Below are 23,166 nucleotides of genomic sequence, written 5' to 3' on the forward strand. Positions count from 1 at the left end.
CGAAATTTGTCCTTTCAAAATCAACTGAATCATGCAAACTACTTTAAACAAAGACCTTTTACGAAAAATATTATTTTTCCTTTTAGTCGTATTCTGTGTTTCTCCTTTCGCAAGTTCTCCCCTAGCTTTGGCTTTGGGGATCGGCTTTACCATCATTATAGGAAATCCTTACGAGCAGAAGGTTCACAAATACATTCACTCATTGCTACAAATATCCATTGTCGGATTGGGATTTGGATTACAGTTAGATGAGGCCTTGAAAGCCGGAAGAGAAGGAATTACCTTAACCATCATGAGCATTACAACGGTCATGGTTCTCGGTTATTTCCTCGGGAAATTTCTTAAAATCGAAAGACCTTTATCTTATTTAATTTCCGTTGGAACCGCAATTTGTGGTGGAAGCGCCATCGCGGCTGTAACGCCAATTATTAAACCGACCACGAAACAAATGTCTTTGGCTTTGGCGATTGTGTTCACTTTAAATTCCGTCGCTTTATTTATTTATCCAGCCATCGGCCATTTATTGAATATGACTCAGGAGCAGTTCGGATTGTGGTGCGCCATCGGAATTCACGATACCAGCTCCGTTGTTGGAGCCGCTAATAAATACGGTGATATCGCCTTGAAAGTGGCAACTACCGTTAAATTATCCAGAGCCTTATGGATTATTCCAATGTCTCTTTTAACGATGGTTTTATTTAAAACAAAAGGAGCGAAAATTAAAATCCCCTGGTTCATCGGCTATTTTATCATCGCTATTTTACTCCATACTTATTTTCCAATTTTTGAAGGATTCAGCCACATCGCGACGACTGCTGCAAAATCAGGTTTGAACTTAACTTTATTTTTTATCGGTTCTACGATTTCAATTCAGACTTTAAAAACAATCAGTTGGAAACCTTTATTCCTGGCCATTGTACTTTGGGTCATCATTAGTGTCGGAAGTTTGTTGATGATTTTAAAATAAGATTTTTTACTGAATCTCATCTCTTTAAGATAACAGAAACTTCGCTGAATTCCATTTTAGCGAAAGTTTTTATAAATTTGCACCACCGAATTTTGCCTGTTTTAAGTTCTACTTCTTAGAAAATATTGATATTACAGCAAATTCATTTCGTCGCTACTCATCTTAAAGCAATCCTTTGGAAAGAAAAAAAATCGTTACCCAGCACTATTTCAGACTTGTCGTTGCCTCAATGATGGTTGGGTTGGCAAGTGCTTTACTGGCTTTTACTTTAAAACATCTGACTGAATTTTTTGAACATTATTTCTTCAATTTCGTTCAGAACAAATATGCGGCGCTCTTTATTATTCTACCTTCAATTGGAATTACCGCCATTTACTTTTTAAGGAAATATCTTTTTCAAAACAGAAAAAACAAAGGAATTACCGAGATTTATAAAACCCTGGATCAGCGAAAAGATCATTTGCCTTTATTCAAAATTCCGTCTCACTTTTTCAATGGATTTCTGACCGTTATTTTCGGAGGATCGACTGGAGTTGAAGTTTCAACCGTTGTTGCTACGGCGACCATTGGAAATTACGCGTATGAAAAAGAATTCTCGGCGAGAATGTACAAACGGGAACTCATCTGTGCGGGAGTTGTGGCTGGCGTTGCCATTTTATTTACAAGTCCGCTGGCGGGATTTTTATTTGCCATGGAAGTCATCGCGCGGAAAACAAGAAAATCCTTGATCATCGCCTGTACTGCCTCAGCCTTGATAAGTTGGCTATTTATTGAACTCTTCGATTCTGAAAGAATTCTTTCTACCAAAGTAGAAGATTGGAATTACAATGCGATCCCTTTCTTTGTGGTGCTCAGTATTTTGGGTGGAATACTTTCTGTCTATTTTACGCTTTTAGTCACCAGAATGAAAAAGTTATTTAGCAATATTTCTAATAATTTCATTCGGGTCAATTTGGGAGCCATCGCAGTTGGAACCTTGATTTTCTTTTTCCCCACTTTATATGGCGACAGCTATCACGGCTTACGTGAAGTACTCACCAACCCTTTAGAATCAGCATCTGCAATCCCTGTTTTATTTCTGCTAGCTGTGGCAGTTTTGAAACCATTAGCTTCCTCCTTAACTTTAGGAGCTGGCGGTGATGGCGGAGTATTCGCCCCGAGTATTGTCGCTGGAGCTTTCTTAGGGTTAATGGTCGCCTTTATTGGAAACACCTATTTCGGAATGAAATTAATTCCAGTTAATTTTGCGTTGCTCGGTGCGGCGGTTACTTTATCTGCGTCTTTGTATGCGCCTTTTACATCGGTGATTTTAATTTGCAATCTGTTACCAGATGGATATAATTTGTTTGTCCCTATTTTGGTTTGCTGTTTTATAGCTACTCAGTTTGCGAAGATATTGCTACCGTATAATGTGTATACGTATGACTTTTATCTGAGTTCGAAAGCTTCTTCGTAAAGCACAATTTTCTTAACCGCAAAAGGCATAGAAGCTTCATCCGGACAAGATTAAAACCTTTCTCCTAAACCATAAAAACTTTAAAGATATTTATATTTCAAACTTTTCTGAACTTCTATCCGCTGTTTTTAAAAGTATTCTTTTTTGACTTTTGTGGTTGCAATAAAATAGAAACCCACCTCATTAAAATGAAGTGGATTTCAGTAAAAAAACAGAAAATTTAATTTAGTCTAATTTTGAAAAGTCTTTTCCAACTCGATTGCTTTCGGGAAAAGAATATTGTTTTCTAAGTGAATGTGCGTATGTAAATCTTTTTCAAAATCTTCAAGCATTTTATAAGTCACTTGATACGTTCCACAGGCATCTTCAGGGAACTGATAGTTATTGGTTAAGTCGTCAATCTTTACAAACAGGTCACCAACTACAGTGTGCTCATGTTTCATCATCGCTACTGGACTTTCAACGGTTCCGAATTTTGGAGTTTCTATATTCTCTCCTTTTTGTTTGGCGTTGACCATTTTTTTAATGAAAGGGAAAAGAATTAATTCTTCTTTTTTCATGTGTGCGGCTAATTCTCCAGAAATTTCTGTAAAAATGCTGGTGATTTCAAACAATTCAGGATGTCTGTCGCCGTGAACTTTGCACAATTTGTTTAAATATTGAATGAGTACAGTAGAATTTTCTTCTACATACCGGTGATGCGTTTTCTCAACATAGTCTGCCAATAAATCTAAGGGCCAAGAATTAAAATCGATCTCTCCAGATTTCAAGTTGCCCACATTTGATAATTCGTTATAAATATCTTCTGCCTGGTATTTTTTATTTTCGCAAGCTTCTTCTACCGTTCTGTCGCCCTTGCAACAAAAATCTATTTTATATTTACGGAACACTTGTGCTGCTCTGAAATCTTCTGCTACAAATTCACCGATGGTTTTTTCTTTCGTTAACATGATGTCTTATTTAATATTAGAGTACAAATGTAAACATTATTTTAATTCGGACAAAATTATCTTAATTAAAGTTTCAGAAATTTTTAATCGATATTAATGGAAAAATTTAAAGTGATAAAGTTGCATTACTTTAGCCAGACCAAACCGTTTTCAGTTCTGATCGCTAAGTCATAGAAAGAATATTTTTGCGTCATCGCCACGAGATTATCGCGTACAATTTTAAAATCATCATGAACAGGACAAGGATTTACAGAAGAACACTTGTGCAAACCTAATCCACAATTGGTGAAAATACCGTCGCCATCAATCAGCTGAACCACATCAAAAATCTTAATTTGCTTCTGTTTATCGAGCTGAAAAATAAAACCTCCCTGTTTACCACGAACAGATTCGAGCACATTTGCACGGCAAAGCTGTTGCAGAATTTTAGCGGTAAAAGCTTCGGGAGCATTGACCGATCGCGCCACCTCTTTTACATTCGCTCGGCGGTCCTGATGGCTTTGTTGTGCAATATAAATGGTTGCTTTGATGGCATATTCGCAGGCTTTCGAAAACATATTTGAAAATTAATTATTTAAAAAACTGCCATTTGGGAATAATTGCCAGCAATCCAACACCAACGTACAAAAACATGTTCGTAACATCAGTATAAAGAAAAGTGGAAAGGAAAAAGTTATGCGCCAGGAAGTGAGTTACTAAAGCGGCCGGAAAAATATAAACTCCAATTTTTTTATAAAAAAAGATTAATATCAATGACAAAATCATGAGTGAATCAACCAGAAAAATAAAGTAGAAATATCCTAATGGAATATTTATTTCCTGATGTTGCGAATACTCATCAAAGTCAATCCCAACGCCCATAAGGGAAAATAGCATCAAGGCGGCAAGCGTTAAAACAAATCCGAAATCTTTGTTTGGACTTTCGCCTTCAAAATTATCATTCATAATGGTAAAAATAAAAAAACTTTTGATAGTAAATCAAAAGTTTTAAATTTTGTTGATATAAATCAGTCTTTAAATAGAAACTGCTTGAATCAATCTGTTTTTATCTGAAATATGCTCTTCCATAGAAATCATACTTTCAGTTCTCATGACATCTTGAATGTCGTCAATTTGATAAATAATTCTTTTTGCATCTTCCGTATTCTTGGCTTTTACTTTGCAGAAAATATTATATTTTCCAGAAATTACGCTTGCTTCAATTACGTTAGGAATTACAGCAAGTTCTTTCAATACTTCCTGAGTTCTGTTTGATTTAGTCAAGAGAATTCCGATAAATGCTGTAAAATGGTAGTCTAATTTTGCGTAATCAATATTAAGAGAAGAACCTAAAATAATCCCTGCATCTTCCATTTTCTTTACACGAACGTGGATTGTTCCCGCAGAAACATCCATTTGTTTTGCTATCTCCGTAAAAGGCATTCTGGTATTTTCAACTAAAAAGTCCAGGATCTTTTTATCTATTTCGTCGAGTTGATAGTTCATTTTTATATTTTATAAATTTATTTCTAGTTTGCTGAATAATTTGCAAATCTACAAAAAAAAAATGAATACACGAAAATAATATGAAATATTAATAGATTTTAACTTAAAATTGAGCTTTTACTTAAATATTCTTAATTTTTAACATTGTTTTTAATAGAATCTGTTTTAATTTCTTGCACTTTAGCTTTTTTAGTTTTATTCTTTCTTTTAAAGATGGTGTTAAAACTCTTGCTATACACAACTCCTACCCCATAACTTTGATTGGCTCCGGCATTCCCAGCAGACGCTCCGTTAAGTCCGATATTAGTTGGTTTAGAGTACGCTCGCAACAATCTGGTTCCGTCGTTTTTCTTCGACCAATCATATTCTACAATCCCCTCTCCAGAAAGATAGTCGCTGCCGGCATTCTCTGATTTAGAAATAGGAATCCCTAACCCTGTTTTCACCGTGACTCTGGGTGACAGTTCGAAACTTAAGCTTGCGTTGGCGCGGTCGCCTGTATTCGAGCCGGCATCACCTTTCAGATAATTTAAATCGACCTGAAATTCATTGCTGATTGCATTTAAGACAGAACCTAACTGTTTAAACAACATGCTATATCCTGAAGTTTCTAACGTATTTCCTAAATTTAAATCAAATCCAGAATTGCTTACATTAAAACTGTTGAGCACCAGAACAGATCCGAACTGGATAATCTTCTCGTCTTCATTGCTCATTTTTTCCGCCAGGACATCTTTTAAATTACTCGAAACATCTTGAGCAGAAACGCCCAACTCAATTTTAGGATTGTTTAGAGTTTGGGTGATTTTGGTAGAAAGCAAAACATTAATCGGTTGCAAACTTCCCATATTCAGATATTGACCAGCATTGGTAACAGTTCGTAAGTAAGTGGCATCGATGTTTAACTGCGGCGCGATCGCATCACCATCCCAACGGATTGAGCTGCCTTTTACAATCTGAAATGTTCTGTTGAGAATTGCCTTAGAAACAAAAGTTCCATTATCGACGATGTAATTCCCGTTCATCGAAATGGCGCCAGTTCTGCTCATGGTAAACCTTAATCGTTCAGAATTTCCACGAACAGTAATATCACCAATATCATCACCGACCAAAACATTTACAGTCGTTCCTTTATCAACCTGCAAGTTGAAATCGACGTTCATGTTGGCCGAAGTTTTTTTCTTTTTCTCTGTTGTAACGAGGCCAGTTTCATCTCTTTTTAAGAAACGCAACATTTTAAACTCTTCAACATTGCCAGTGGAATTGGAGTTAAAGGTAAATACCGAATTACTCAATGCACGAATTTCCGGTGTTGAAATATTTAAGCCCGAAACAGGTCCGTCAACATAGACGGTTCCGTTGCCGTAAACTCTTCCCCAGAATAAATCATAATCTTTCTGAGTCGTATTTAATAATAGTAAATTATCAGCACGCATCACCAAGTTGACTCCCATTGATGACAATGTTTCAAACTGAATTGCACCAGAGATTGAACCTTTAGAGTTGCTTCTACCATCCTTTACGCCGATATCATTCAGTATTGCTAAACCTTTAGATAAGGAAACTACGGTATCGTCAAAGGAATAATCAACGCCAGTAAAATCAAGCTTTAAGCCGAATTTTGTTAAGGCAATATCGCCACTGTAGTCAATATCTTTCAATTGTCCGGTAATTCGTAAATCGCCTGAGGCTTTCCCACGGATGTTGGAGAATATTCCCTCTACAAACTGTTGGGCAAAAGCCAAGTCGAAATTATCCATTTTGGCAAGCAGATCCAGCGACGGAGATGAAGTGTTATTGTTAATAGTTCCGGTAAGATGTAAATCATTATTACCAATAATCCCCGTAGAAATCGCCTTTATATCCACATCAAAAACATTAGGAATAGGACTGTTCTTGGTTAGAATTTCAATTCTACCCATCTCCTTGCCATTCATAAAAATATCGGTGATTTTTAAATCGATGAGTGGTTCGAGATTGTTTTTATTCATTTTAATATCAAACGTACCATTGGCAATTCCTTTGATATCCAGATCGTTTTTATTCTTGATCAACGCAAATACTTTTGCAAGATCTACGTTCCGAACTTCGCCTTCTGCAGAAAAATCTTTAGCAGATTTAAAAATGGATTCCTTTAAAAACAATTCACTTTTATCAGAATAAAGCCGGAGATTTTGAATGAAAAAATCACTCGTTTTTTTCCGATACGTAATGGAATGATTTAAAGCAGGATCAGTATCTACACTCCAGGCGACATCATTTAATTTAACTGTTGTTGGCTCGAATCGGAAAACAAAATCGCCAGCACTGTTAGTCGATTGATTGAGATTGATGGCGTATTCTTTTAATTCCTGTTTTATTTCTTCTTCCGGCGAGCCGAGTTTAAAGTTCGCCGCGATATGCAGCAACTGGTTATCTTCATTATTACCACTTAAAGTGATGTCTTTCAGGATATTTTGATTGTACTCAATTCTGTCGATTTTAGCGAAAATCTGTTCATTTTCATTGGCGGTATTAATTCTAATCATCAACTGATCAATCATTGCGCTATCTCGGGAAATTTTAGTTCTTTCATTAATTTTATACGCAGGATTTGCAAGGGCAAGCGCTCGGTCTGCATCGGTAATCTCTTCTTTTTTAGTCATCAGATATTTCAAGACTTCAGCATCCACATTTAAAATGAGATTGTTTGAGTTTCCATCATACGATCCATCCACTTTTGCACCTTTAGGAATATGAAGTTCGGGCATAAAATAATTGACGAGACTTTGCTTCACCTCGAAATCCATATTAAAGTTTTGACCACGATACAATTTTCTAGGTGGCGGGCCCACCAATATTTTACCAAATCCGTTCTCCATCATCCCGACGAGATCTCCCAAATTAAATTTACCCGCAATTTGTCCATTTACGGCACCGGGCGCATCCACAGAAACAATCCGATTTCCATTTTCGAAAAAGGCTTTTACATTTGCAATTGGGATATGAAATTTCTGATCAGCGGTGGCAAAATTCACATTTTGCAAATCAGCATTTAAGGTTAAATCATTAAGATTAGTCATCGAAATTTTTCCATCAACAATCCCGCTTACCGCTTGAGTTCCTTTTGCTCCCGTAAAATAATTGATATTTAAATAATCGACATTGGCATTAACATCGGCAATTAATTTTGGGCTACTAAAATCAATTAAACCTTTGATTTTTGCTTTGGCCTGATCATCATTTACATTAATAATTCCGTTGTATCGCTTATGATCCAGAATTCCTTCCAGATAAACGTTGTTGATGACTTTATCGGTAATTTCGATTTTTGAGATTTGAGATCGGGTTCGGATCACCATCGTATTAACGTCGAAACTACGACCGTCAACATTAAACTTCCCACTGATTAACCCAACTTCTTTACTTTTGGTTATCACTGAGGTGTTCAAATCATTGACTTCAGCAAAACCTCGATATTTAGGAACGTTAGTACTATAATCTTCCAGATAAAACTGATTTATTTTCGCTTGTCCGATCCCAGTAATTAACCTTGCATTCGGGACAAAAACCTGTTTAGGCGTTACGCGTGCTGCGCCATCGAATTTAATTCTACCAAAATCATCTGCAAAATTTTTCATTTTCGCCGAGATAAAAGTGGGCATCATGGCTTTTAAATCTTTGTAGGTAAAGTCGGCTGCGAGCGTATTACTCTCAATTTTAAAGTTTCCATCCAGAAGATTCGTAAACTTCATCGCCTTCGTCTTAATATTGACGGTAGGATTTCTAATAAGGAAATTTTCGAGTACGAATTGATTTAAAGGACCCGTCATTTGCCCAGAAATATTGATAGGTTTATAATTGTCCCAATCGGTGACAAAATAACTAATATCATAGCCGCTGATCTGACTGCCCTGCTTTAAATCTACCACCCATTTTACTTTGTTAGTAAAGTCTTGCCAAGAACCTTCATGAAGTTTAAACTTAATATCACCTTGAAGCAGCGAATTATTGGTATTAAAAGTCAAATCGTCCAGAAATAGAAATTTACGATTTAGAGTAAAGTCTGTGGAGAAAGTATCTACATAATGTTTTTTCCCCCATCTCTCCGTAGAAAAACGCATATTATTAATTTGCGCAGAAACATTAGAACCGTTCACATTTAATTCAGGAACTACCAAGTTCACATCTTTTGCATCCAACCATTTCCCAGCATCGCCTTCCGAATTTTGATTGACTATCGACACTTTTGAATTGGTAATAAAGACTCTCGACTTTAGCTTAAAGGGATCTTTCACGTTGGCCGGAGATCCAGAATCAAACAAATCTACAAACCGAATAAAATTTGAAATACTGTCTCCTTTATAGGTGATCACTTTTAAATCAAGTTGATCAAGCGACAACGATTGAAACTGTAAATTCCGGGAGTTGCTGATGATTGAAAACCAATCGGAATCAGCATATAATTCTTTTGCTTTTAAAAATTTGAAATTTTTGTGATCACGTACCGCAACCTTATGAATATGAATATCGCCGAAGTAGCTCACATCAACACTTTCGAAGGACATTTTAGAATTTAGGTCCTCATTCAGTTTTATAATTACTTTTTGAGCCGCCCAGTTTTTGGTTGCCGGTAAACTTACCACTATGAAAAAAGTAGCCACTAATAAAAGGGTTCCCCAAAATCCAACGAGCAAAAGTTTAGCCCACCACTTATAACTCGTCACATCTTTTGCGGCTTGCTCCCCAAACTCTTTGACTGTTTCTACCGGATGATTAATGGCGTCTGACGCGAGATTTGCCGCCCCTTTCACCGTATCCTGAACACTATCTACGCCTTTCTGAACAGAATCGCCAATGTTTTCCGCAAGCGATTTTTTATTTTCGTTATCGTTATTATTCTCTAAATTTGCCATTGTTATGAGTGACTCAATAATTTTAGGGATAGAATCTTCTTGCGACGACACTTCTGCGGCCGTTCTCAAAGGTAACAAAATCCTCTCCAACATCGCTGCTAATCAAGAAATCCACAACGAATATGGTGGCGTGGTTCCCGAGTTAGCATCCCGCGCGCATCAACAAAATATCATCCCGGTTGTTGCAAAAGCAGTCAAGGAAGCAAATATACATAAAAAAGATATTTCTGCCATTGGTTTTACAAGAGGTCCGGGACTTTTGGGCTCTTTGTTAGTCGGCACTTCCTTCGCAAAATCACTGGCGATGAGTTTAGAAGTTCCGTTGATTGAAGTCAACCATCTTCAAGCGCACATTTTAGCGCATTTCATTGATGATGCCAATCCAGAACCGCCAAATTTTCCCTTTTTATGTTTAACGGTTTCTGGTGGACATACCATGATTGTTTTGGTGAAAGATTATTTCGACATGGAAATCATCGGAAAAACTATTGATGACGCAGCTGGTGAAGCTTTTGATAAGATTGGAAAGATCTTCGGCTTGGATTATCCTGCAGGACCTATCATTGATCAGTTAGCGAAAAATGGTGTAGAAAACTCCTTCAAATTCAATAAGCCGAGAATAGAAAATTTTAATTATTCTTTTAGTGGAATTAAAACTTCCGTTCTTTATTTTATTCAGAAAGAAGTCAGAAAAAATCCAGCTTTCATTAAAGAAAATCTAAACGATTTATGTGCGTCGGTTCAGCAAACGCTTGTTGAAATTTTGATGGATAAGCTTGAAAAAGCAGCTCTAGAATTAAATATTAATGAAATTGCAATTGCGGGAGGCGTTTCTGCTAATTCTGGGTTACGGGAAGCGATGCAGAAAAATGCGGAACGATTGGGTTGGAATATTTACATTCCAAAATTTGAATATACTACCGATAATGCCGCCATGATCGCAATGGTTGCGAAATTGAAATACGATCGTGGCGAATTTGCAGACTTATCGATTTCAGCATCGGCGAGATATGATATTGAGGAAAGTTTTAAGAAAGACGTTACGATCATCGATTAAACAATTACCAATCTACAGATGAAAATATTATTAGAAGAAAAAATACTGGCAACCCATTCCAAAAAAAACTCAAGATATTACTGGGTATTAGAAACTGTTACGGGAAAAGTACTTGCTTCGGAAGAGCCGATAGAATACCTGCCTTCAAGTTCTGAAAACGGCTACCTTCAAGATATCAAAGAGGAAATCTTAGATAAAATCAATGCCGAAAACGTCTTCAGTTTTCCCTTTACGCCAAAAGAGGGAGATTATTTATCGCTGAAAAATAATCTTAGAAAGAGTGAATATTTAAATTTAATTTTCATTAATAATAAATGGATTGAAGAAATTTACACCTGCAGTTACAGAGAATGTGAGACTGACATTTATACAACCATAAAAACTGGCGTGGCTTTCTTAAGCGAAAACATTGTATAAAATCGGATTAATTTGAAATCGCTTTCGTCTAATAAAAATACAGCGATTACATCTGACCTTCAAAAAAATAAATAGATTTAAATGAAATTGTTTTACGGAGAAGTAATTCCTGAAGTTAAAATTAACGAAGAAGAGCAAACGCATATTGTTAAAGTATTGCGGATGAGATCTGGAGAAGAAATTTTCGTGACAGATGGCAAAGGAAATTTAGCAAAAGGAAATCTTCATTTTGAAGGAAAAAAAGTATCACTGGATATTTCAGAAATTAAGGAGAATCTTCCGAATTTTTCTAATCAACTTCACATTGCGATTGCTCCAACCAAGAATATTGACCGAATTGAATTCTTTGTAGAAAAGGCTACGGAAATGGGAATTGCAGAAATTACTTTATTACAAACTGAAAAAACTGAGCGTAAAAATCTGAATATTGATAAGTTGCGAAAGCAAAGTATTGCTGCTTCTAAACAAAGTTTGCGTTTTCATTTTCCGATCATCAATGATCTTACTAAATTTTCTGATTTTATTAAAGAAGTCGATTCAAGAAACACTTTTGTTGCACACTGCAATGAAAACCTAGAGCGGATTGATATAAAGATGCTTCGACAAGCTCAGCATGACAGCGTTAAGAATCTCACTTTTTTGATTGGACCAGAAGGAGATTTTTCTGATAAAGAAATTGCCTTATTAGCAGAAAACGGAGTGAAAGGAGTATCGCTGGGAAGCCAAAGATTGCGTACAGAAACCGCGGGAGTTTTTGTGGCAGCTTGGAACTATGAGATGATGATGTGATGATTTGCTGATGTGATGATGTGATGAATTAGAAATATTTAATTACTAAATTTTCTTTTTATTGCTTTTTCGACTTTTACAAAAAGAAGGGTAAGTCCAATTAGCGTCAAAGAAACTCCGATGATCAAACTAAGAGAGTTAGAAAAGTTGGTAAAAAGTGGTAATAAAGAAGTGAGCATTAAAAATGCTCCTAATTTCAGCATTTCTATTGCAGAAAGTCTTTGGGCAAAATTCCATCTGTCCTGATTTTTCATAGAACTAGTCGTTCGGTAACCGTATAGAGAATTAATCTTTTTTGGGGGCAAGTAAAACATTAACAATCCGGCAAAAATAAATATTAAACCTACTGGAAAGCAGATATTAAATAAAGCGTTTTGCCATAAAGAATTGGTCATGTTTCTTATAATTTGGTTTGAAACATTAAATATAAAAATTTTCTCTTAAATATTTAGCTAAAATCTGTTCGCCACTTTGCAAGGAATTTACCGCCCAGCGAACTTTCATTTCCCAAAGCTTTTCTTCGGAAAGTTTGTAATCCAAATTGGATTTCATCAATTTTTGTTTGAGTTCATACACACAAATTGCAGCCGCGACCGAGACATTAAAGCTCCTTGTAAATCCATACATCGGAATGGCTAAAGTTTCATCCGCAAAATCTAAAATCTCATCAGTGACTCCCGCGGCTTCCGTTCCGAAAACTAAAGCAACAGGATCTGTCAATTGATAATCTGGTAAGAGAGTTGCATTTTTCTCAGGTGAAACCGCAAGAATTTTATATCCTCGACTTTTTATTTCCTTTAAAGAATCGATATTGTGTGGAAGTCGCTCCACTTCTATCCAAGTTTCAGCACCTTTGGTTACTCGCAGGTTGGGAACAAAATCATGCTCACTTTCCATGGCTACGATTTTATGAAAACCACACGCTTCTACCGATCGCACAATCGCCGCCGCATTTCTAAACTGAAAAACATCTTCGATCACTGGCAAAACAAAATCGGAACTTTCGGGCGCAAAATGATTGATTTTTTGAAGTCGTTCCTCCGTTAAAAATTGCTGCAGATATTCGAAGGTTTTCTGATTATTCATGGGTGTAAAAATAAGGATTATTTATTTTTGCCACGAATGCACGAATAATGATGGATGTTGGACGATGAGTAATGAGTAATGAGTAATAATTAAAATTATATTTTCAAACGGCTACTAAAATTTCGGGCGATTAGAAGATACTAGAAAGAAAAAATGAAATTCGGGAATTAGTGGCGAAATGTTTTATGGACTGAGAGACGCGAGCGAAACGAGCTCTGATAAGTCTGATTTTTGCGTAGTTGCTTTCTATGAGCGTCATTAGAGCTTAGAGCTCTAAAAACGCTTTATGCAGCAGAATCGTTGCGATAGGGATCGCGGTGGAAATCCCAGAATAGGCGGAGGGAAAATTAGTGCAGTGATTTCATCAGCGGCTGCATGAGGAATTGCAACGGAGAGCCCGGTTTTTTAAATTTTTTGGGAGGGAATTTGGTGTGGCAAAAATCTAAAAAAATCGCCCAAAGAGGAATTTTTAATATTCTGCGAAATGCTGTATTTTTGAAAGATGAAAAGAAAAGTGCTGCTGATCTACACCGGTGGAACGATCGGCATGGAAAAAAATTATGAAACGGGCAGTTTGCAGGCGTTTGATTTTGGCAATATTTTCGAAAAGTTGCCCGAAATGAAATTGATTGAATGCGAAGTGGAGGTTTATCCTTTCAAAAAACCTTTGGATTCATCAGACATGGGTCCGAAAGAATGGAAAATGATCGCCACTCATATTGGTAAAGAATATGAAAATTACGATGGATTTTTGATTCTGCATGGTACGGATACGATGTCTTACAGTGCTTCGGCTCTGAGTTTTATGTTGAAGAATTTACGGAAACCCGTGATCTTAACAGGTTCCCAATTGCCCATTGGCGATTTGCGAACGGACGCGAAAGAGAATCTTTTGACGAGCTTATATTACGCCAGTTTATATGATCAGGACGAAGCAGTGATTCAGGAAGTCGCGGTTTATTTTGAGTATAAACTGCTGCGTGGAAACAGAACTTTGAAATATTCGGCGGAATTTTTTGACGCCTATCAATCGCCGAATTATCCGGTTTTAGGACAGTCGGGAGTTCATTTAAACGTTGAGAAAGACTTTTTGTGGCGCTCAAAAACTGACCAGCCTTTTACGGTGGACACTCATATTTCGCAAGATGTTTTATTCTGGCGAATTTTCCCTGGAATGCACTTGAACCACTTTACGGAAATTCCGAATATGAAAGTTTTGGTATTGCAGGTTTTTGGGTCGGGCACGATTTTCAACACTGTTCAAACGAAAAAGATTTTGCAAGCACTCAGAAAAAACGGAACTGAAATCGTAGTGATTTCGCAATGTGTCTCGGGTGGAATAAGTTTCGGAAAATATACGAACTCTAATATATTTCGGGAAATCGGCGCCATAAGCGGAAATGACATTACGGCAGAAAGCGCGATTACGAAAGCGATGCATCTGTTAGACAATCCAAATTACGAAGGAAGTTTTGCGGAAAATTTTGTGAAAAATTTGTGTGGTGAAGTATCGGAAAATTAAACTTTAAATTTTTAAGGTTTTCTGTTTTTAGAATTCAATTAATTAAGCTATTTTTGCAGTCTTCAATCAGAGAGGTGTCCGAGTGGTTGAAGGAGCTAGCTTGGAAAGCTAGTGTACGGGCAACTGTACCGTGGGTTCGAATCCCATCCTCTCTACAACAATTACTTTCCGAATGTAATTATAGAAAAACAGGAATAAATATTCCTGTTTTTTTGTTTGGAAGATATTTTTAAAAATATTAAAGTTGTAATCGAAAGTACCGCAATATTTAATAGAATTCCTTCTGCTACACTTTTCACTTTCACCGCGAAGCATTTTATAAAATCGCAGTATGTAACTTTGGAAACTACATGATTTCGAATTCTGTTTTGCCTTTTGGAATATAGAAAGCGACATCCAACATTCGGTCATAAAAATAAGGATTAAAAGCAGGGTTTTCCCCGCAATGAATTCATATGAACTTCTAAGATGCTTTTTGCTACTGATTTTTTTTTCAAGGTCAGCAATAAAACTTGTTACCTTAAAACTGTTCTTTTTGAATTGGGTAATAATAAGATTACTCCTGTTACTACCAAAATTGCTAGCGGAAAGTAAGTAACTATTTTAGAATCAAAGAAATCATAGTTATCCATTAGATACTTACGGGGTAAATGCTCTTTCTAAATGCGAAGCGACAGTTTCTGATAATCCTTCGGATGTTGCTTGATTATCAACAATCTATAGAATAGATGAAATATTTGGCTTTCTATCTGTGTATTCATAATATTGCACGAGTACAGTTCTTTTATTATTTAATTCCCATTGATAAGCTGCATTTCCTAAAATCTGTCCTTCGCGATTCTTTTCAGGAATTTTTGAAATAATTTCAGGATTTTTATATTTTGCTTTTAGATAGGTTAAAATACGATCACTGTTGAAGTGTCTTCGATCTCTATCTTAAGACCTTTGGTTATCCTCTCTGTTGAATTATTAATTAGTACTCCCACAGTAGGACTTTTGGCTGATGTGCTTGCATTGTTTACAAATGAAACAGTACCAAATTTGTAACCTCCAACGTCTTTCGTATATGCAATAGGTAGCGTAGTTACAATTTCTCGCGCATCTGTTTGAAATTTAGTGTTTTTTAAAATTTCTTTATAATCTTTGGTAAATTCAACTTTTTCTAAGTCCATTTTTTGTTGTGAGTTACAACTGTTCATTACCACAAAAGATAAAAGCATTAAAATAACTTTTTTCATAAAATATTAATTATTCAGTATAATAAAGGTTTGTAGAAAGAATCAAATTTTGTAGTGTAGACAACAATAAGAAATGAGTATCATAGATTTACTAACCTTAGATCAGAGCTAAATAATAATTAACCTTCAAATTTATAATAAGTTCATTGTCTACAATATAAGAAATCAAAAAGCGTAAACTTTAATTTTTTATAAAATGGCTATCATGATATAAAGCAAAATCGATATCTCGATCGACTATAGTATTTATAGCGTTTTTTAGGAATGAACTGTCATAAATAGTTAATTTTACGTAAGTACTTTTCTGTTTTGTGGTCTTGCCATCAATCATTGTTTCTTCAACACCTTCCTTGTCATCTTTCACTAATTGTATAATTCTATCATCAGAAAACCACTGATAAACCGTTAAGTCTCCCAACATTCCATTTTTTGTCATTTTCATTGATTTGTTTTCCTTTTTTAAATACTCAACAAAATCATTTATATCTTCCATCTTTCCGTCATAAAAAATAGTTGCGTTGAAAGCAATTATCTTATTTTTCGGATCGGTAAGAATTTGTAAACTGTTAAAATCAAAGTGACCATTATAAGTAAATGGCTTACTTCCTAAAATCAAGTTTTGAGCATTGGCAAAAGAATATTTATATAATTTCGCAACATCCTTTTTTGTTACTTCTTCTTCCGATTTTAATTCATTGTCATCATTTACTATTGCTGATTTCCAAACTTCGGTCTTTGCAGTAAGGTCAGAAATTTTTTCAGTGAATGTGATTTTGCTCAGATCGAAACTACCGCAATCTTTACAGATGTTTTTCGGATTTTCAATTTTTTGACAGCTGTAAAAAGTAATCAGAAGTAAGATTACACTAGTGGTAAATAATTTTATTTTCATTTAATTGGATAATTTGAGGAATTGCTACGTATATACTATTAGTTGATTTAATTTATAGGTAAATATCTAATTAGTGATTATGGTAAGTGGACTTCATTTGTTCTTGATCGGCCAGTGTAGCCACAGACTTCCATTCTCTTCATAATGAGAATAAATAAGAATGTCATTGAGCCAAATTTCTGTATTACAATAAAAGAATTTTACTTCTATTTCATAAATAGGATATTTCATTTTTTTTTATTTCTTTGTTTCTTCTCGAAATCGATTTAACAGTGCATCTTCAAGTTTTGTGTTCCAGTCAAAGATCTTGTAAAAACCAAAGTATTTAAGAGATTTGCCTTCTGTATAATATTGATTGTTGGTTTTTTTTAGATCCTCAACCTTATTTCCAAACTTCATTGAGAGAAAAGATTTCTGGTTTGTATTCGTAATTCCTAAATATTTTTCAATTGCTGGTGCAATGGATTTAAAATCTTTTTGAATATGATCATCTGTCTCATATGTCGGCAGTCCACTTATTTTTACTTTTGGTAATATTTTCCCAATAATTCGATTGAACCAGCTTTGATTTTCATTCTTAACTATTTCAGGCTCCTTATTTAAGAAAAAAGTATATTTAAAATTGTGATAGTCACCATCTCTAGGAGTCTGATTGCTTAAAAATATAGCTTCAACTGATTCCCAGAGTATAACCATGCATTCTTCTGATCCTGGACTGTAGGTTCTAAATTCATTCTCGTTAAACTCACTGTGCCATTTACATTTCCATTGACTTTTCATAACTGGTTAGACTCACTACATCATAGGATGAGTAAATAAACAAAAATATTAATAATAAAATTACCGTAATTATAATCCAATTAAATTGTGTCGAAAAATTCTTCACCATGAATTGCCACACGGCTCCAATGATCAGTGATAAAATGTCGGATATTTATTAAAAGTTCATCATTCTCTTTACTCTGATTATTATGGAACACTAAAAGTTCTTCCACAGGAATTTCGTAGAGAAGGGCAATACTTTTCAATGTTTCGTTTTCTTGGATGGTATGTTTGTTAAAATTTTCCACAGAAATTATTAATTTAAAATCAATTCTTGTTAGTTTTTATTTTCACACCTATTTTCGAAATCTATTTACAAACAAAAAATTCTTTTTCTACCTACTTTACACCTAATCTAGAATTAACGTAGCGATAACTTTAGAATTAATATAAATAAGATAGAACTATAAATAAAATACTTCATTTTACTGTTGAAAAGTTTTTCCTGTAATTTTTCTAATGTTAAAACTTGTGTTTTCCTGCTTTAAGTTAACATTAATTTCTCTGCTGGTAGAAAGATTAAAAATTAATTCTGCAGGATGACCCGGCTTAATTTTTATGAAGTTCTGGTAAATCTCCTCTTTTGTTAAATCTGCAGGATAAGGATTGTCGCTACTTGCTATTGTTGCTTTGTAGATCGTGTTATAATAATTCTCACCTTCTGCAAAAATAATTCTCGATTCATATCTTTTTCCGTTTAAAGTCCAAATTATTTCCGCTTGATATGGTACCGCTCTTTGTGATGGCTGATCAGTGCTGATCTTTAAATAATTTGTCTCGGCTTCCGCATTGATCATTTTTAAATATACTGAATTCACAACTGCATTTTGTGGAACATTCACGCTATAATTCCAAGAAAATTTTTCGCGGTATTTCTCCCATAAATCAATTGGTAAGGTTTTGTTTAAAACTTCTTCTTTAACCTTATTAGTAAAAACCTTTTCAAGATTATACTTAACCTCCTCTTCTCGGGTTCCATTATCAAAAATATCTTCCCAATGATGTTTAACTATTTTCGCGTTATATTTTCCAACTTCTCTTTGTTCACCTTCACCCTTCATCCAAACCACGATCATTCCTCCGAGCGCCACACCGATCTCAATTCTATCATATTTATGCTCATTAATATTCTGCGATTTTACGCCAAAATTTTTAGATTTCTCTTCCAGAAATTTTTCTATTTCCTCACTTGGAAGTTGAAACTCACCTTCGTAAAATTGATCCTCAGTATCTGAATAGTAGCCTATATTAAGGGTCTTGGGTACTGAATTTTCCGACGGCGAATTTTTTATAAAAGTTACTCCGCCATCGCCCCACGGCGAGCGCAAAGAACCTACTCCATCTATCATAATCATTTCGTCACTATCTGAATACATTACCTGTTCATAAGTCGTAATACCGTAATATGACGGACATGAACTCCCTGTGTTGTATTTAAATCTCTTCATGCTATTGTCTTGTTGGCAAGATATGATTGCGAAGTTGAATATGACCAAAACAATCTTTGTAAGATTTAGCAATTTTCTCATCTATTTATAGTTTTTCGTTACCATTTCAAACCAAAAATTTAATCATTAATTTTATTAATGCGCATAAAGTCCACTATTAAAATTACTACACTAAATACAATATATTTTCTTTGTGGTCAAAAAATAAAATTTTAATTTGTATTTTCTATGCTGCTAGACATTATCAAAAATTTTTTTCTGAATTGAAAACTCTATATGAAGTTATTTCGAAGTAATTTTTTGCCTATTAAAAAATCATCTTCCTAAATGCCTATATTTTTGAAAATCTGGATGATGTAAGGAGTGTTACCCAGCAATGGGTTACAGATTACAACCACGAAAGGCCACATGATTCCCCGGGCGGATTATCACCTGTAATGTGGAAAAATAGACAGCAAGCCATCGCTAAAGCCAGTGCTTTTCCTGACCACTTGCCCACAACCGACAACAACAGAATCGAACTATCAAGAAAAGATTCTATTTTTGAACCGTACTTAAAATTGGGACTCTACAGGTTCATAAGCAAATTTTTTTGTTGGATATTATCTTGTGTAATGTTTTTGCTGAAGGAAAAAGTAAATAATAAAACGACAAAATGTAATAATTTCATTTTGATTTGAATAAAGCAACAAAGCCAAAAAAAATAAAAACTACAGAAATAATAGAAAAAACGACATGAACTGCAGAAAAACCGCGACTGATTCCATATTTTTCGCTATAATAAATAGTAAGCAGAACATTTCTTTTATCCTTATCAACGTCACTACTTTTATCCGTAATTTTCCTTAGTTTATTTTTATAAGTAAATTCAATAACAGGATAATATACATATGTAAATCTCTTATTTTTAACCTGTTCCACAGTAGTAATTTTTGCTTTGAGTTTAGTACCGTATACAATCGGTAAAGAGCTTCCGATAACACCATATGTTAAAAAACTCCCCAGCAATATCATAATAATTCCAAATATTCTTATGACCATAACTTAATATATCTTTAAAATTGTACTTCCTTTTGGACGATATAGATATAAAACTAGATAAGTTGTAGTGATCTCACCATCCACTTTTTTCTCAAATGTACCCAAAAGTGCAAATATTCTATTATTAGTTTATTTTAAACGTTCATGCAGATTTTCAACAAACAAAATAAATTCTTATAAAGATTCCAAGAATACATAATAAAGGAATATCCATATATAGATTAGGAGAAGGTGTATTAAATTCCGAATCTCTTTTATAAGTTTTTACGTTCACAGCTTCTCCTAAAATCTTCAATTGTTCAACTAAAAATCACTCGGTAAATTTCGTAAATTTCGATACATATACCAATTCATAATAGCCATAAAACCATACATCAAAAATCCAAAAATATACTTTTCGAATAGGTCAACCTTCAATATTTTCGCAATAACATGAGATAAGAAAAGAATTAAGAAACTCGCAGCAAATAGCACCCAAGTTAATACGTCACCATCGTACGACTTTAACAATAATTTGTTCTTCAACGGTTCCAAGAGCGCAAAAGCAATCAACATGGACAAAGGAGTTTCCCAAAATTTCGCAATTAATGCAAAACAAATTATGAGAAAGAAAATCACAAAAAATCCGGATAAAAGTTTTGTGGTCTTGTTTTCATTCGAAAAAATATTAAGAAAAATTTGGAAAGAAATTGCAATCCCACAAGTAAATGGAAGTAACATAAGTCCATTTACATTAAGTATTTGCGCTTCTGCTCCTAAAGAGAAAAATTGTTTGAAAGAAATTAAACTGAAAACAGCGTAAATAATGATGGAAATTACAATACTACTCTTATCTATGTTTTTCAATTAAAAAGTTTATTTAATTACCTGATTACTTCTAACGGGGTTCCTGGTTTTGGACGATGTAAGAGAATTACATAATAATACAAATTTTCTGAATCATCAGCGTAAAGAGCACTTTTTCCGTCATTTTTTTCTAATGCTATCACTTTCCCATTTCCATACATTTTAACATGGTAATCATTTATCTGCACCATATTATTTTTACTTTTCGAAATTCTTTCTTCTAAATATTGTTTATCTTCTGCTATAACTTCTTTATCATTATAGAAACCTTCATAAACTTCTCTATCTCTTGCTTTATTTTGATTTAGAAATTCTTTTATTTCACCTTTATTAATAATTTCTCGCAGCTCACTATACTTTAACAGAACCTCGTTCTTTAAAACAGTTTGGTTTTCTTTAGATAAATCAACAGACCCTAACCATCCTGTCACTTTATATGGTATATCAATATCCACAAATTCTGATTTCTCAACAACAGGCATTTCCTTTTGATCTTTGAGATTGATTTCCAACGTTCACGAAGATTTACGAAAAACAAAATAAATTCTGGTAAAAATTCCAAGAATGCATAACAATGGAACAGCCATATATAGATTAGGAGAAGGCGTACTAAATTCCGAATCTTTTTTGTACGTTTTTACGTTTACAGCTTCTCCGATTTGATGAGTTTTCTTTTTATAATTACCTTCAGAGATCTTTACTTTCTCTCCATTCTTTAGTCTAATTTTATAATTAAATTGATATTTATAATATCCTTCATGAGTACTATCGACATCTATAACTAACCCTTTAGAATCTACTCCTAAATAATTAATCATGTAAGATTTCTGCGTTAAAAATAGTAAGTTGATAATTATGAAAAATATAATTATCGCTAAAACTATGTTTTTCGCAAATGTATCTTTACCTTTTTTGCTTGAAAATGACATGTATTTTTTACGTGTTATACGATTTTTCTAAATTTTGATATACGATCACTTCGAGCGAATTATTATTTTGCGGCATATAAAAATTAAGATCATCAATATAAACCTTTTCTTGTCCAGATTCTATAAATTTTCTTCTCAAAACACCTTCTACAGTATTATATCCATCTGTTCTTTTTAATGAAACAAGCTTTTCATCACTAGATATTTCTAAAGAATAATTTTCCAAATTTTCTAGAGGAGTAAGTTCTTCATTAATAAAATCTAATTCATCTTTTTTTAATGTTTCATATTCATTTGGTTTTAAATAACCTCCCTGTGCAATGTTAAACATTCCTTTCTCAACAAGCCTTATATAATCTTCGCCTTGTTGATTTTCGTAATGTGATTTAATTTTTCCATACAATTTAAGGACATCTTCTGCTAACATTACACTGTGAATTTTTTTCAAATCTTTTCCATTTTTCCAATCGATAAGTTGATATGAAACTTCAGCCTTAAAAATACTTTTAGTACTGTATAATTTTTTTTGAGAATAATCACCTTCCGGTAATTCGTGTTTATATATTACTCTTGGTTCAGATAGGCTTCCATTTTTCCACGAAGTGCGTTCGACTTCCAATTCAAATGATTTATCATTTCCAATAAATTCCATGTGCTTTAAACCATCAGAGTTCATCTGAGGTGAGATTGTAACTTCAATATCTTGCTTGCCTGATTTCGGAATACAATTATTAATTAGAAACCATCTCGTATTACCAGCGTTTTGATTTTTAATAGCGATGGTAATACCATTTATTTTAATAAGGTATGATAATGAACTTGTTATTTCTAATCGATATATTGGTTCGTAATTAAAGTTTTTTTTAACATATCTATCTTGTGCAGTGTGTTTACTACACGACAAGATAGGTACTAACACGATAAGATATAATAAATTCAATTTGATTTGAATAAAGCAACAAAGCCAAAAAAAATAAAAGCTAAAGAAATAATAGAAAAAACAACCTCTACCGCAGAGAAATCTCTGCTAATACCGTATTTTTCACTATAATATATGTATATGTAAGTGTTTAGATCTTCTGGATTGCTACCAACACTTTTATCTACTTTTTTTATAGTTGTGTTTTTATAATCAAATTGAAGAATGGGGTAATTTGAATATGTTGAGCTTCCAAATTTTTCATAATTATTATTAACTTTCTCAATTGCAACAATTTTTGCTTTTGTCTTCGTCCCTGACATAATTCTTAATAAAGAACCAATCATACCAAAAGCTAAAAAACCGCCAAGTAAAATTAAAATTATGCCAAAAATTTTTACTATCAT

Annotated in this window: 25 protein-coding genes and 1 tRNA gene; 9 read left to right on the forward strand and 17 right to left on the reverse strand. The window is 34.1% G+C overall.

Features of this window, described 5'->3' with window-relative positions; genetic code table 11:
• Positions 1-31: 31 nt before the first annotated feature.
• Positions 32-967 (forward strand): YeiH family protein, encoded by a 936-nt coding sequence (locus tag BMX49_RS12030; RefSeq protein WP_034719765.1) that lies wholly within the window; start codon positions 32-34, stop codon positions 965-967.
• 175 nt (positions 968-1,142) lie between these two features.
• On the forward strand, positions 1,143-2,423 hold the full coding sequence (locus BMX49_RS12035; RefSeq protein WP_034719763.1) for a chloride channel protein: 1,281 nt from the start codon (positions 1,143-1,145) through the stop codon (positions 2,421-2,423).
• Between the two features lie 230 nt (positions 2,424-2,653).
• On the opposite strand, the gene ric is transcribed toward BMX49_RS12035, so the two are convergent.
• The 5 genes from ric to BMX49_RS12060 form a co-directional block, all read right to left on the reverse strand.
• A complete protein-coding gene (gene ric, locus BMX49_RS12040; protein WP_034719762.1) occupies positions 2,654-3,373 on the reverse strand; it encodes an iron-sulfur cluster repair di-iron protein in 720 nt (239 codons plus the stop codon).
• A gap of 125 nt (positions 3,374-3,498) precedes the next feature.
• Positions 3,499-3,930: an RrF2 family transcriptional regulator gene (locus BMX49_RS12045; protein ID WP_034719760.1), complete on the reverse strand. Its 432-nt coding sequence runs from the start codon at positions 3,928-3,930 to the stop codon at positions 3,499-3,501.
• A 13-nt stretch (positions 3,931-3,943) separates the two neighbouring features.
• Positions 3,944-4,318 carry a hypothetical protein gene (locus BMX49_RS12050; protein ID WP_034719759.1) on the reverse strand — a complete coding sequence of 125 codons (375 nt, stop codon included), beginning with the start codon at positions 4,316-4,318 and terminating at the stop codon, positions 3,944-3,946.
• Positions 4,319-4,387: 69 nt separating this feature from the next.
• Positions 4,388-4,858: an Lrp/AsnC family transcriptional regulator gene (locus BMX49_RS12055; protein WP_034719758.1), complete on the reverse strand. Its 471-nt coding sequence runs from the start codon at positions 4,856-4,858 to the stop codon at positions 4,388-4,390.
• A 131-nt stretch (positions 4,859-4,989) separates the two neighbouring features.
• Positions 4,990-9,753, reverse strand: coding sequence for a translocation/assembly module TamB domain-containing protein (locus tag BMX49_RS12060; protein WP_034719755.1), 4,764 nt, complete (start codon positions 9,751-9,753; stop codon positions 4,990-4,992).
• Between the two features lie 4 nt (positions 9,754-9,757).
• On the opposite strand from BMX49_RS12060, the gene tsaD reads away from it, so the two are divergent.
• The 3 genes from tsaD to BMX49_RS12075 all read left to right on the forward strand — a co-directional run bounded on the left by tsaD (position 9,758) and on the right by BMX49_RS12075 (position 12,016).
• On the forward strand, positions 9,758-10,810 hold the full coding sequence (gene tsaD, locus BMX49_RS12065; protein ID WP_034721330.1) for a tRNA (adenosine(37)-N6)-threonylcarbamoyltransferase complex transferase subunit TsaD: 1,053 nt from the start codon (positions 9,758-9,760) through the stop codon (positions 10,808-10,810).
• Positions 10,811-10,828: 18 nt separating this feature from the next.
• Complete coding sequence (locus BMX49_RS12070) at positions 10,829-11,227, forward strand: hypothetical protein (RefSeq protein ID WP_034719752.1); 399 nt, start codon at positions 10,829-10,831, stop codon at positions 11,225-11,227.
• 81 nt (positions 11,228-11,308) lie between these two features.
• Positions 11,309-12,016: an RsmE family RNA methyltransferase gene (locus tag BMX49_RS12075; RefSeq protein ID WP_034719750.1), complete on the forward strand. Its 708-nt coding sequence runs from the start codon at positions 11,309-11,311 to the stop codon at positions 12,014-12,016.
• A gap of 38 nt (positions 12,017-12,054) precedes the next feature.
• On the opposite strand, the gene BMX49_RS12080 is transcribed toward BMX49_RS12075, so the two are convergent.
• Both BMX49_RS12080 and BMX49_RS12085 read right to left on the reverse strand, forming a co-directional pair.
• Complete coding sequence (locus tag BMX49_RS12080) at positions 12,055-12,411, reverse strand: SdpI family protein (protein WP_034719748.1); 357 nt, start codon at positions 12,409-12,411, stop codon at positions 12,055-12,057.
• 25 nt (positions 12,412-12,436) lie between these two features.
• The gene (locus BMX49_RS12085; RefSeq protein WP_034719745.1) at positions 12,437-13,102 is read right to left on the reverse strand and encodes a TrmH family RNA methyltransferase; all 666 of its coding nucleotides are present in this window, start codon (positions 13,100-13,102) and stop codon (positions 12,437-12,439) included.
• Between the two features lie 502 nt (positions 13,103-13,604).
• On the opposite strand from BMX49_RS12085, the gene BMX49_RS12090 reads away from it, so the two are divergent.
• The gene (locus BMX49_RS12090; protein ID WP_034719744.1) at positions 13,605-14,624 is read left to right on the forward strand and encodes an asparaginase; all 1,020 of its coding nucleotides are present in this window, start codon (positions 13,605-13,607) and stop codon (positions 14,622-14,624) included.
• A 68-nt stretch (positions 14,625-14,692) separates the two neighbouring features.
• Positions 14,693-14,779 (forward strand) — tRNA-Ser (locus tag BMX49_RS12095).
• 741 nt (positions 14,780-15,520) lie between these two features.
• Here the strand turns inward: BMX49_RS12095 and BMX49_RS12100 are convergent.
• The 5 genes from BMX49_RS12100 to BMX49_RS12120 all read right to left on the reverse strand — a co-directional run bounded on the left by BMX49_RS12100 (position 15,521) and on the right by BMX49_RS12120 (position 19,024).
• Complete coding sequence (locus BMX49_RS12100) at positions 15,521-15,862, reverse strand: hypothetical protein (RefSeq protein ID WP_034719742.1); 342 nt, start codon at positions 15,860-15,862, stop codon at positions 15,521-15,523.
• A gap of 181 nt (positions 15,863-16,043) precedes the next feature.
• Entirely contained in the window at positions 16,044-16,754 is a 711-nt protein-coding gene (locus BMX49_RS14620) for a hypothetical protein (protein ID WP_051803747.1), read from the reverse strand.
• Positions 16,755-16,991: 237 nt separating this feature from the next.
• Positions 16,992-17,534 (reverse strand): hypothetical protein, encoded by a 543-nt coding sequence (locus tag BMX49_RS12110; protein WP_034719740.1) that lies wholly within the window; start codon positions 17,532-17,534, stop codon positions 16,992-16,994.
• An 80-nt stretch (positions 17,535-17,614) separates the two neighbouring features.
• Entirely contained in the window at positions 17,615-17,824 is a 210-nt protein-coding gene (locus BMX49_RS12115) for a LysM peptidoglycan-binding domain-containing protein (protein ID WP_034719739.1), read from the reverse strand.
• Positions 17,825-18,001: 177 nt separating this feature from the next.
• A complete protein-coding gene (locus BMX49_RS12120; protein ID WP_034719736.1) occupies positions 18,002-19,024 on the reverse strand; it encodes a DUF2931 family protein in 1,023 nt (340 codons plus the stop codon).
• Between the two features lie 317 nt (positions 19,025-19,341).
• Between BMX49_RS12120 and BMX49_RS14945 the strand changes: the two genes are divergently transcribed.
• Positions 19,342-19,704 carry an integrase core domain-containing protein gene (locus tag BMX49_RS14945; RefSeq protein WP_375600481.1) on the forward strand — a complete coding sequence of 121 codons (363 nt, stop codon included), beginning with the start codon at positions 19,342-19,344 and terminating at the stop codon, positions 19,702-19,704.
• Here BMX49_RS14945 and BMX49_RS12135 read toward each other — a convergent pair.
• Positions 19,691-20,065 carry a hypothetical protein gene (locus BMX49_RS12135; protein WP_074726736.1) on the reverse strand — a complete coding sequence of 125 codons (375 nt, stop codon included), beginning with the start codon at positions 20,063-20,065 and terminating at the stop codon, positions 19,691-19,693. The genes BMX49_RS14945 and BMX49_RS12135 overlap by 14 nt on opposite strands.
• Before the next feature lie 601 nt (positions 20,066-20,666).
• Between BMX49_RS12135 and BMX49_RS12145 the strand changes: the two genes are divergently transcribed.
• Entirely contained in the window at positions 20,667-20,867 is a 201-nt protein-coding gene (locus BMX49_RS12145) for a hypothetical protein (protein WP_126337133.1), read from the forward strand.
• A 61-nt stretch (positions 20,868-20,928) separates the two neighbouring features.
• Here the strand turns inward: BMX49_RS12145 and BMX49_RS12150 are convergent, their stop codons facing one another.
• Genes BMX49_RS12150 through BMX49_RS12165 form a run of 4 tightly spaced genes read right to left on the reverse strand, consistent with a single transcriptional unit; the run spans position 20,929 to position 23,166 of the window.
• Positions 20,929-21,423 (reverse strand): hypothetical protein, encoded by a 495-nt coding sequence (locus BMX49_RS12150; RefSeq protein ID WP_034719726.1) that lies wholly within the window; start codon positions 21,421-21,423, stop codon positions 20,929-20,931.
• A 3-nt stretch (positions 21,424-21,426) separates the two neighbouring features.
• On the reverse strand, positions 21,427-21,840 hold the full coding sequence (locus tag BMX49_RS12155; protein WP_034719724.1) for a hypothetical protein: 414 nt from the start codon (positions 21,838-21,840) through the stop codon (positions 21,427-21,429).
• Positions 21,841-21,847: 7 nt separating this feature from the next.
• Entirely contained in the window at positions 21,848-22,780 is a 933-nt protein-coding gene (locus BMX49_RS12160) for a hypothetical protein (RefSeq protein WP_126337136.1), read from the reverse strand.
• Positions 22,777-23,166 (reverse strand): hypothetical protein, encoded by a 390-nt coding sequence (locus BMX49_RS12165; RefSeq protein WP_034719720.1) that lies wholly within the window; start codon positions 23,164-23,166, stop codon positions 22,777-22,779. The genes BMX49_RS12160 and BMX49_RS12165 overlap by 4 nt, the downstream gene beginning before the upstream one ends.

Source organism: Kaistella antarctica (genome assembly GCF_900109615.1).
Lineage (GTDB): Bacteria > Bacteroidota > Bacteroidia > Flavobacteriales > Weeksellaceae > Kaistella > Kaistella antarctica.

Excerpts from the sequence above, each read along its gene's own strand:
- BMX49_RS12090 (WP_034719744.1), top strand. The coding sequence starts at position 13,605 with ATGAAAAGAAAAGTGCTGCTGATCTACACCGGTGGAACGATCGGCATG.
- ric (WP_034719762.1), bottom strand. The coding sequence starts at position 3,373 with ATGTTAACGAAAGAAAAAACCATCGGTGAATTTGTAGCAGAAGATTTC.
- BMX49_RS12110 (WP_034719740.1), bottom strand. The coding sequence starts at position 17,534 with ATGAAAAGTCAATGGAAATGTAAATGGCACAGTGAGTTTAACGAGAAT.
- BMX49_RS12100 (WP_034719742.1), bottom strand. The coding sequence starts at position 15,862 with ATGAAAAAAGTTATTTTAATGCTTTTATCTTTTGTGGTAATGAACAGT.
- BMX49_RS12080 (WP_034719748.1), bottom strand. The coding sequence starts at position 12,411 with ATGACCAATTCTTTATGGCAAAACGCTTTATTTAATATCTGCTTTCCA.
- BMX49_RS12145 (WP_126337133.1), top strand. The coding sequence starts at position 20,667 with ATGAGAAAGAAAATCACAAAAAATCCGGATAAAAGTTTTGTGGTCTTG.
- BMX49_RS12055 (WP_034719758.1), bottom strand. The coding sequence starts at position 4,858 with ATGAACTATCAACTCGACGAAATAGATAAAAAGATCCTGGACTTTTTA.
- BMX49_RS12155 (WP_034719724.1), bottom strand. The coding sequence starts at position 21,840 with ATGTCATTTTCAAGCAAAAAAGGTAAAGATACATTTGCGAAAAACATA.
- BMX49_RS12120 (WP_034719736.1), bottom strand. The coding sequence starts at position 19,024 with ATGAAGAGATTTAAATACAACACAGGGAGTTCATGTCCGTCATATTAC.
- BMX49_RS12075 (WP_034719750.1), top strand. The coding sequence starts at position 11,309 with ATGAAATTGTTTTACGGAGAAGTAATTCCTGAAGTTAAAATTAACGAA.
- BMX49_RS12070 (WP_034719752.1), top strand. The coding sequence starts at position 10,829 with ATGAAAATATTATTAGAAGAAAAAATACTGGCAACCCATTCCAAAAAA.
- tsaD (WP_034721330.1), top strand. The coding sequence starts at position 9,758 with ATGAGTGACTCAATAATTTTAGGGATAGAATCTTCTTGCGACGACACT.
- BMX49_RS12045 (WP_034719760.1), bottom strand. The coding sequence starts at position 3,930 with ATGTTTTCGAAAGCCTGCGAATATGCCATCAAAGCAACCATTTATATT.
- BMX49_RS12165 (WP_034719720.1), bottom strand. The coding sequence starts at position 23,166 with ATGATAGTAAAAATTTTTGGCATAATTTTAATTTTACTTGGCGGTTTT.
- BMX49_RS14620 (WP_051803747.1), bottom strand. The coding sequence starts at position 16,754 with ATGAAAATAAAATTATTTACCACTAGTGTAATCTTACTTCTGATTACT.
- BMX49_RS12085 (WP_034719745.1), bottom strand. The coding sequence starts at position 13,102 with ATGAATAATCAGAAAACCTTCGAATATCTGCAGCAATTTTTAACGGAG.
- BMX49_RS12135 (WP_074726736.1), bottom strand. The coding sequence starts at position 20,065 with ATGGTCATAAGAATATTTGGAATTATTATGATATTGCTGGGGAGTTTT.
- BMX49_RS12060 (WP_034719755.1), bottom strand. The coding sequence starts at position 9,753 with ATGGCAAATTTAGAGAATAATAACGATAACGAAAATAAAAAATCGCTT.
- BMX49_RS12050 (WP_034719759.1), bottom strand. The coding sequence starts at position 4,318 with ATGAATGATAATTTTGAAGGCGAAAGTCCAAACAAAGATTTCGGATTT.
- BMX49_RS12030 (WP_034719765.1), top strand. The coding sequence starts at position 32 with ATGCAAACTACTTTAAACAAAGACCTTTTACGAAAAATATTATTTTTC.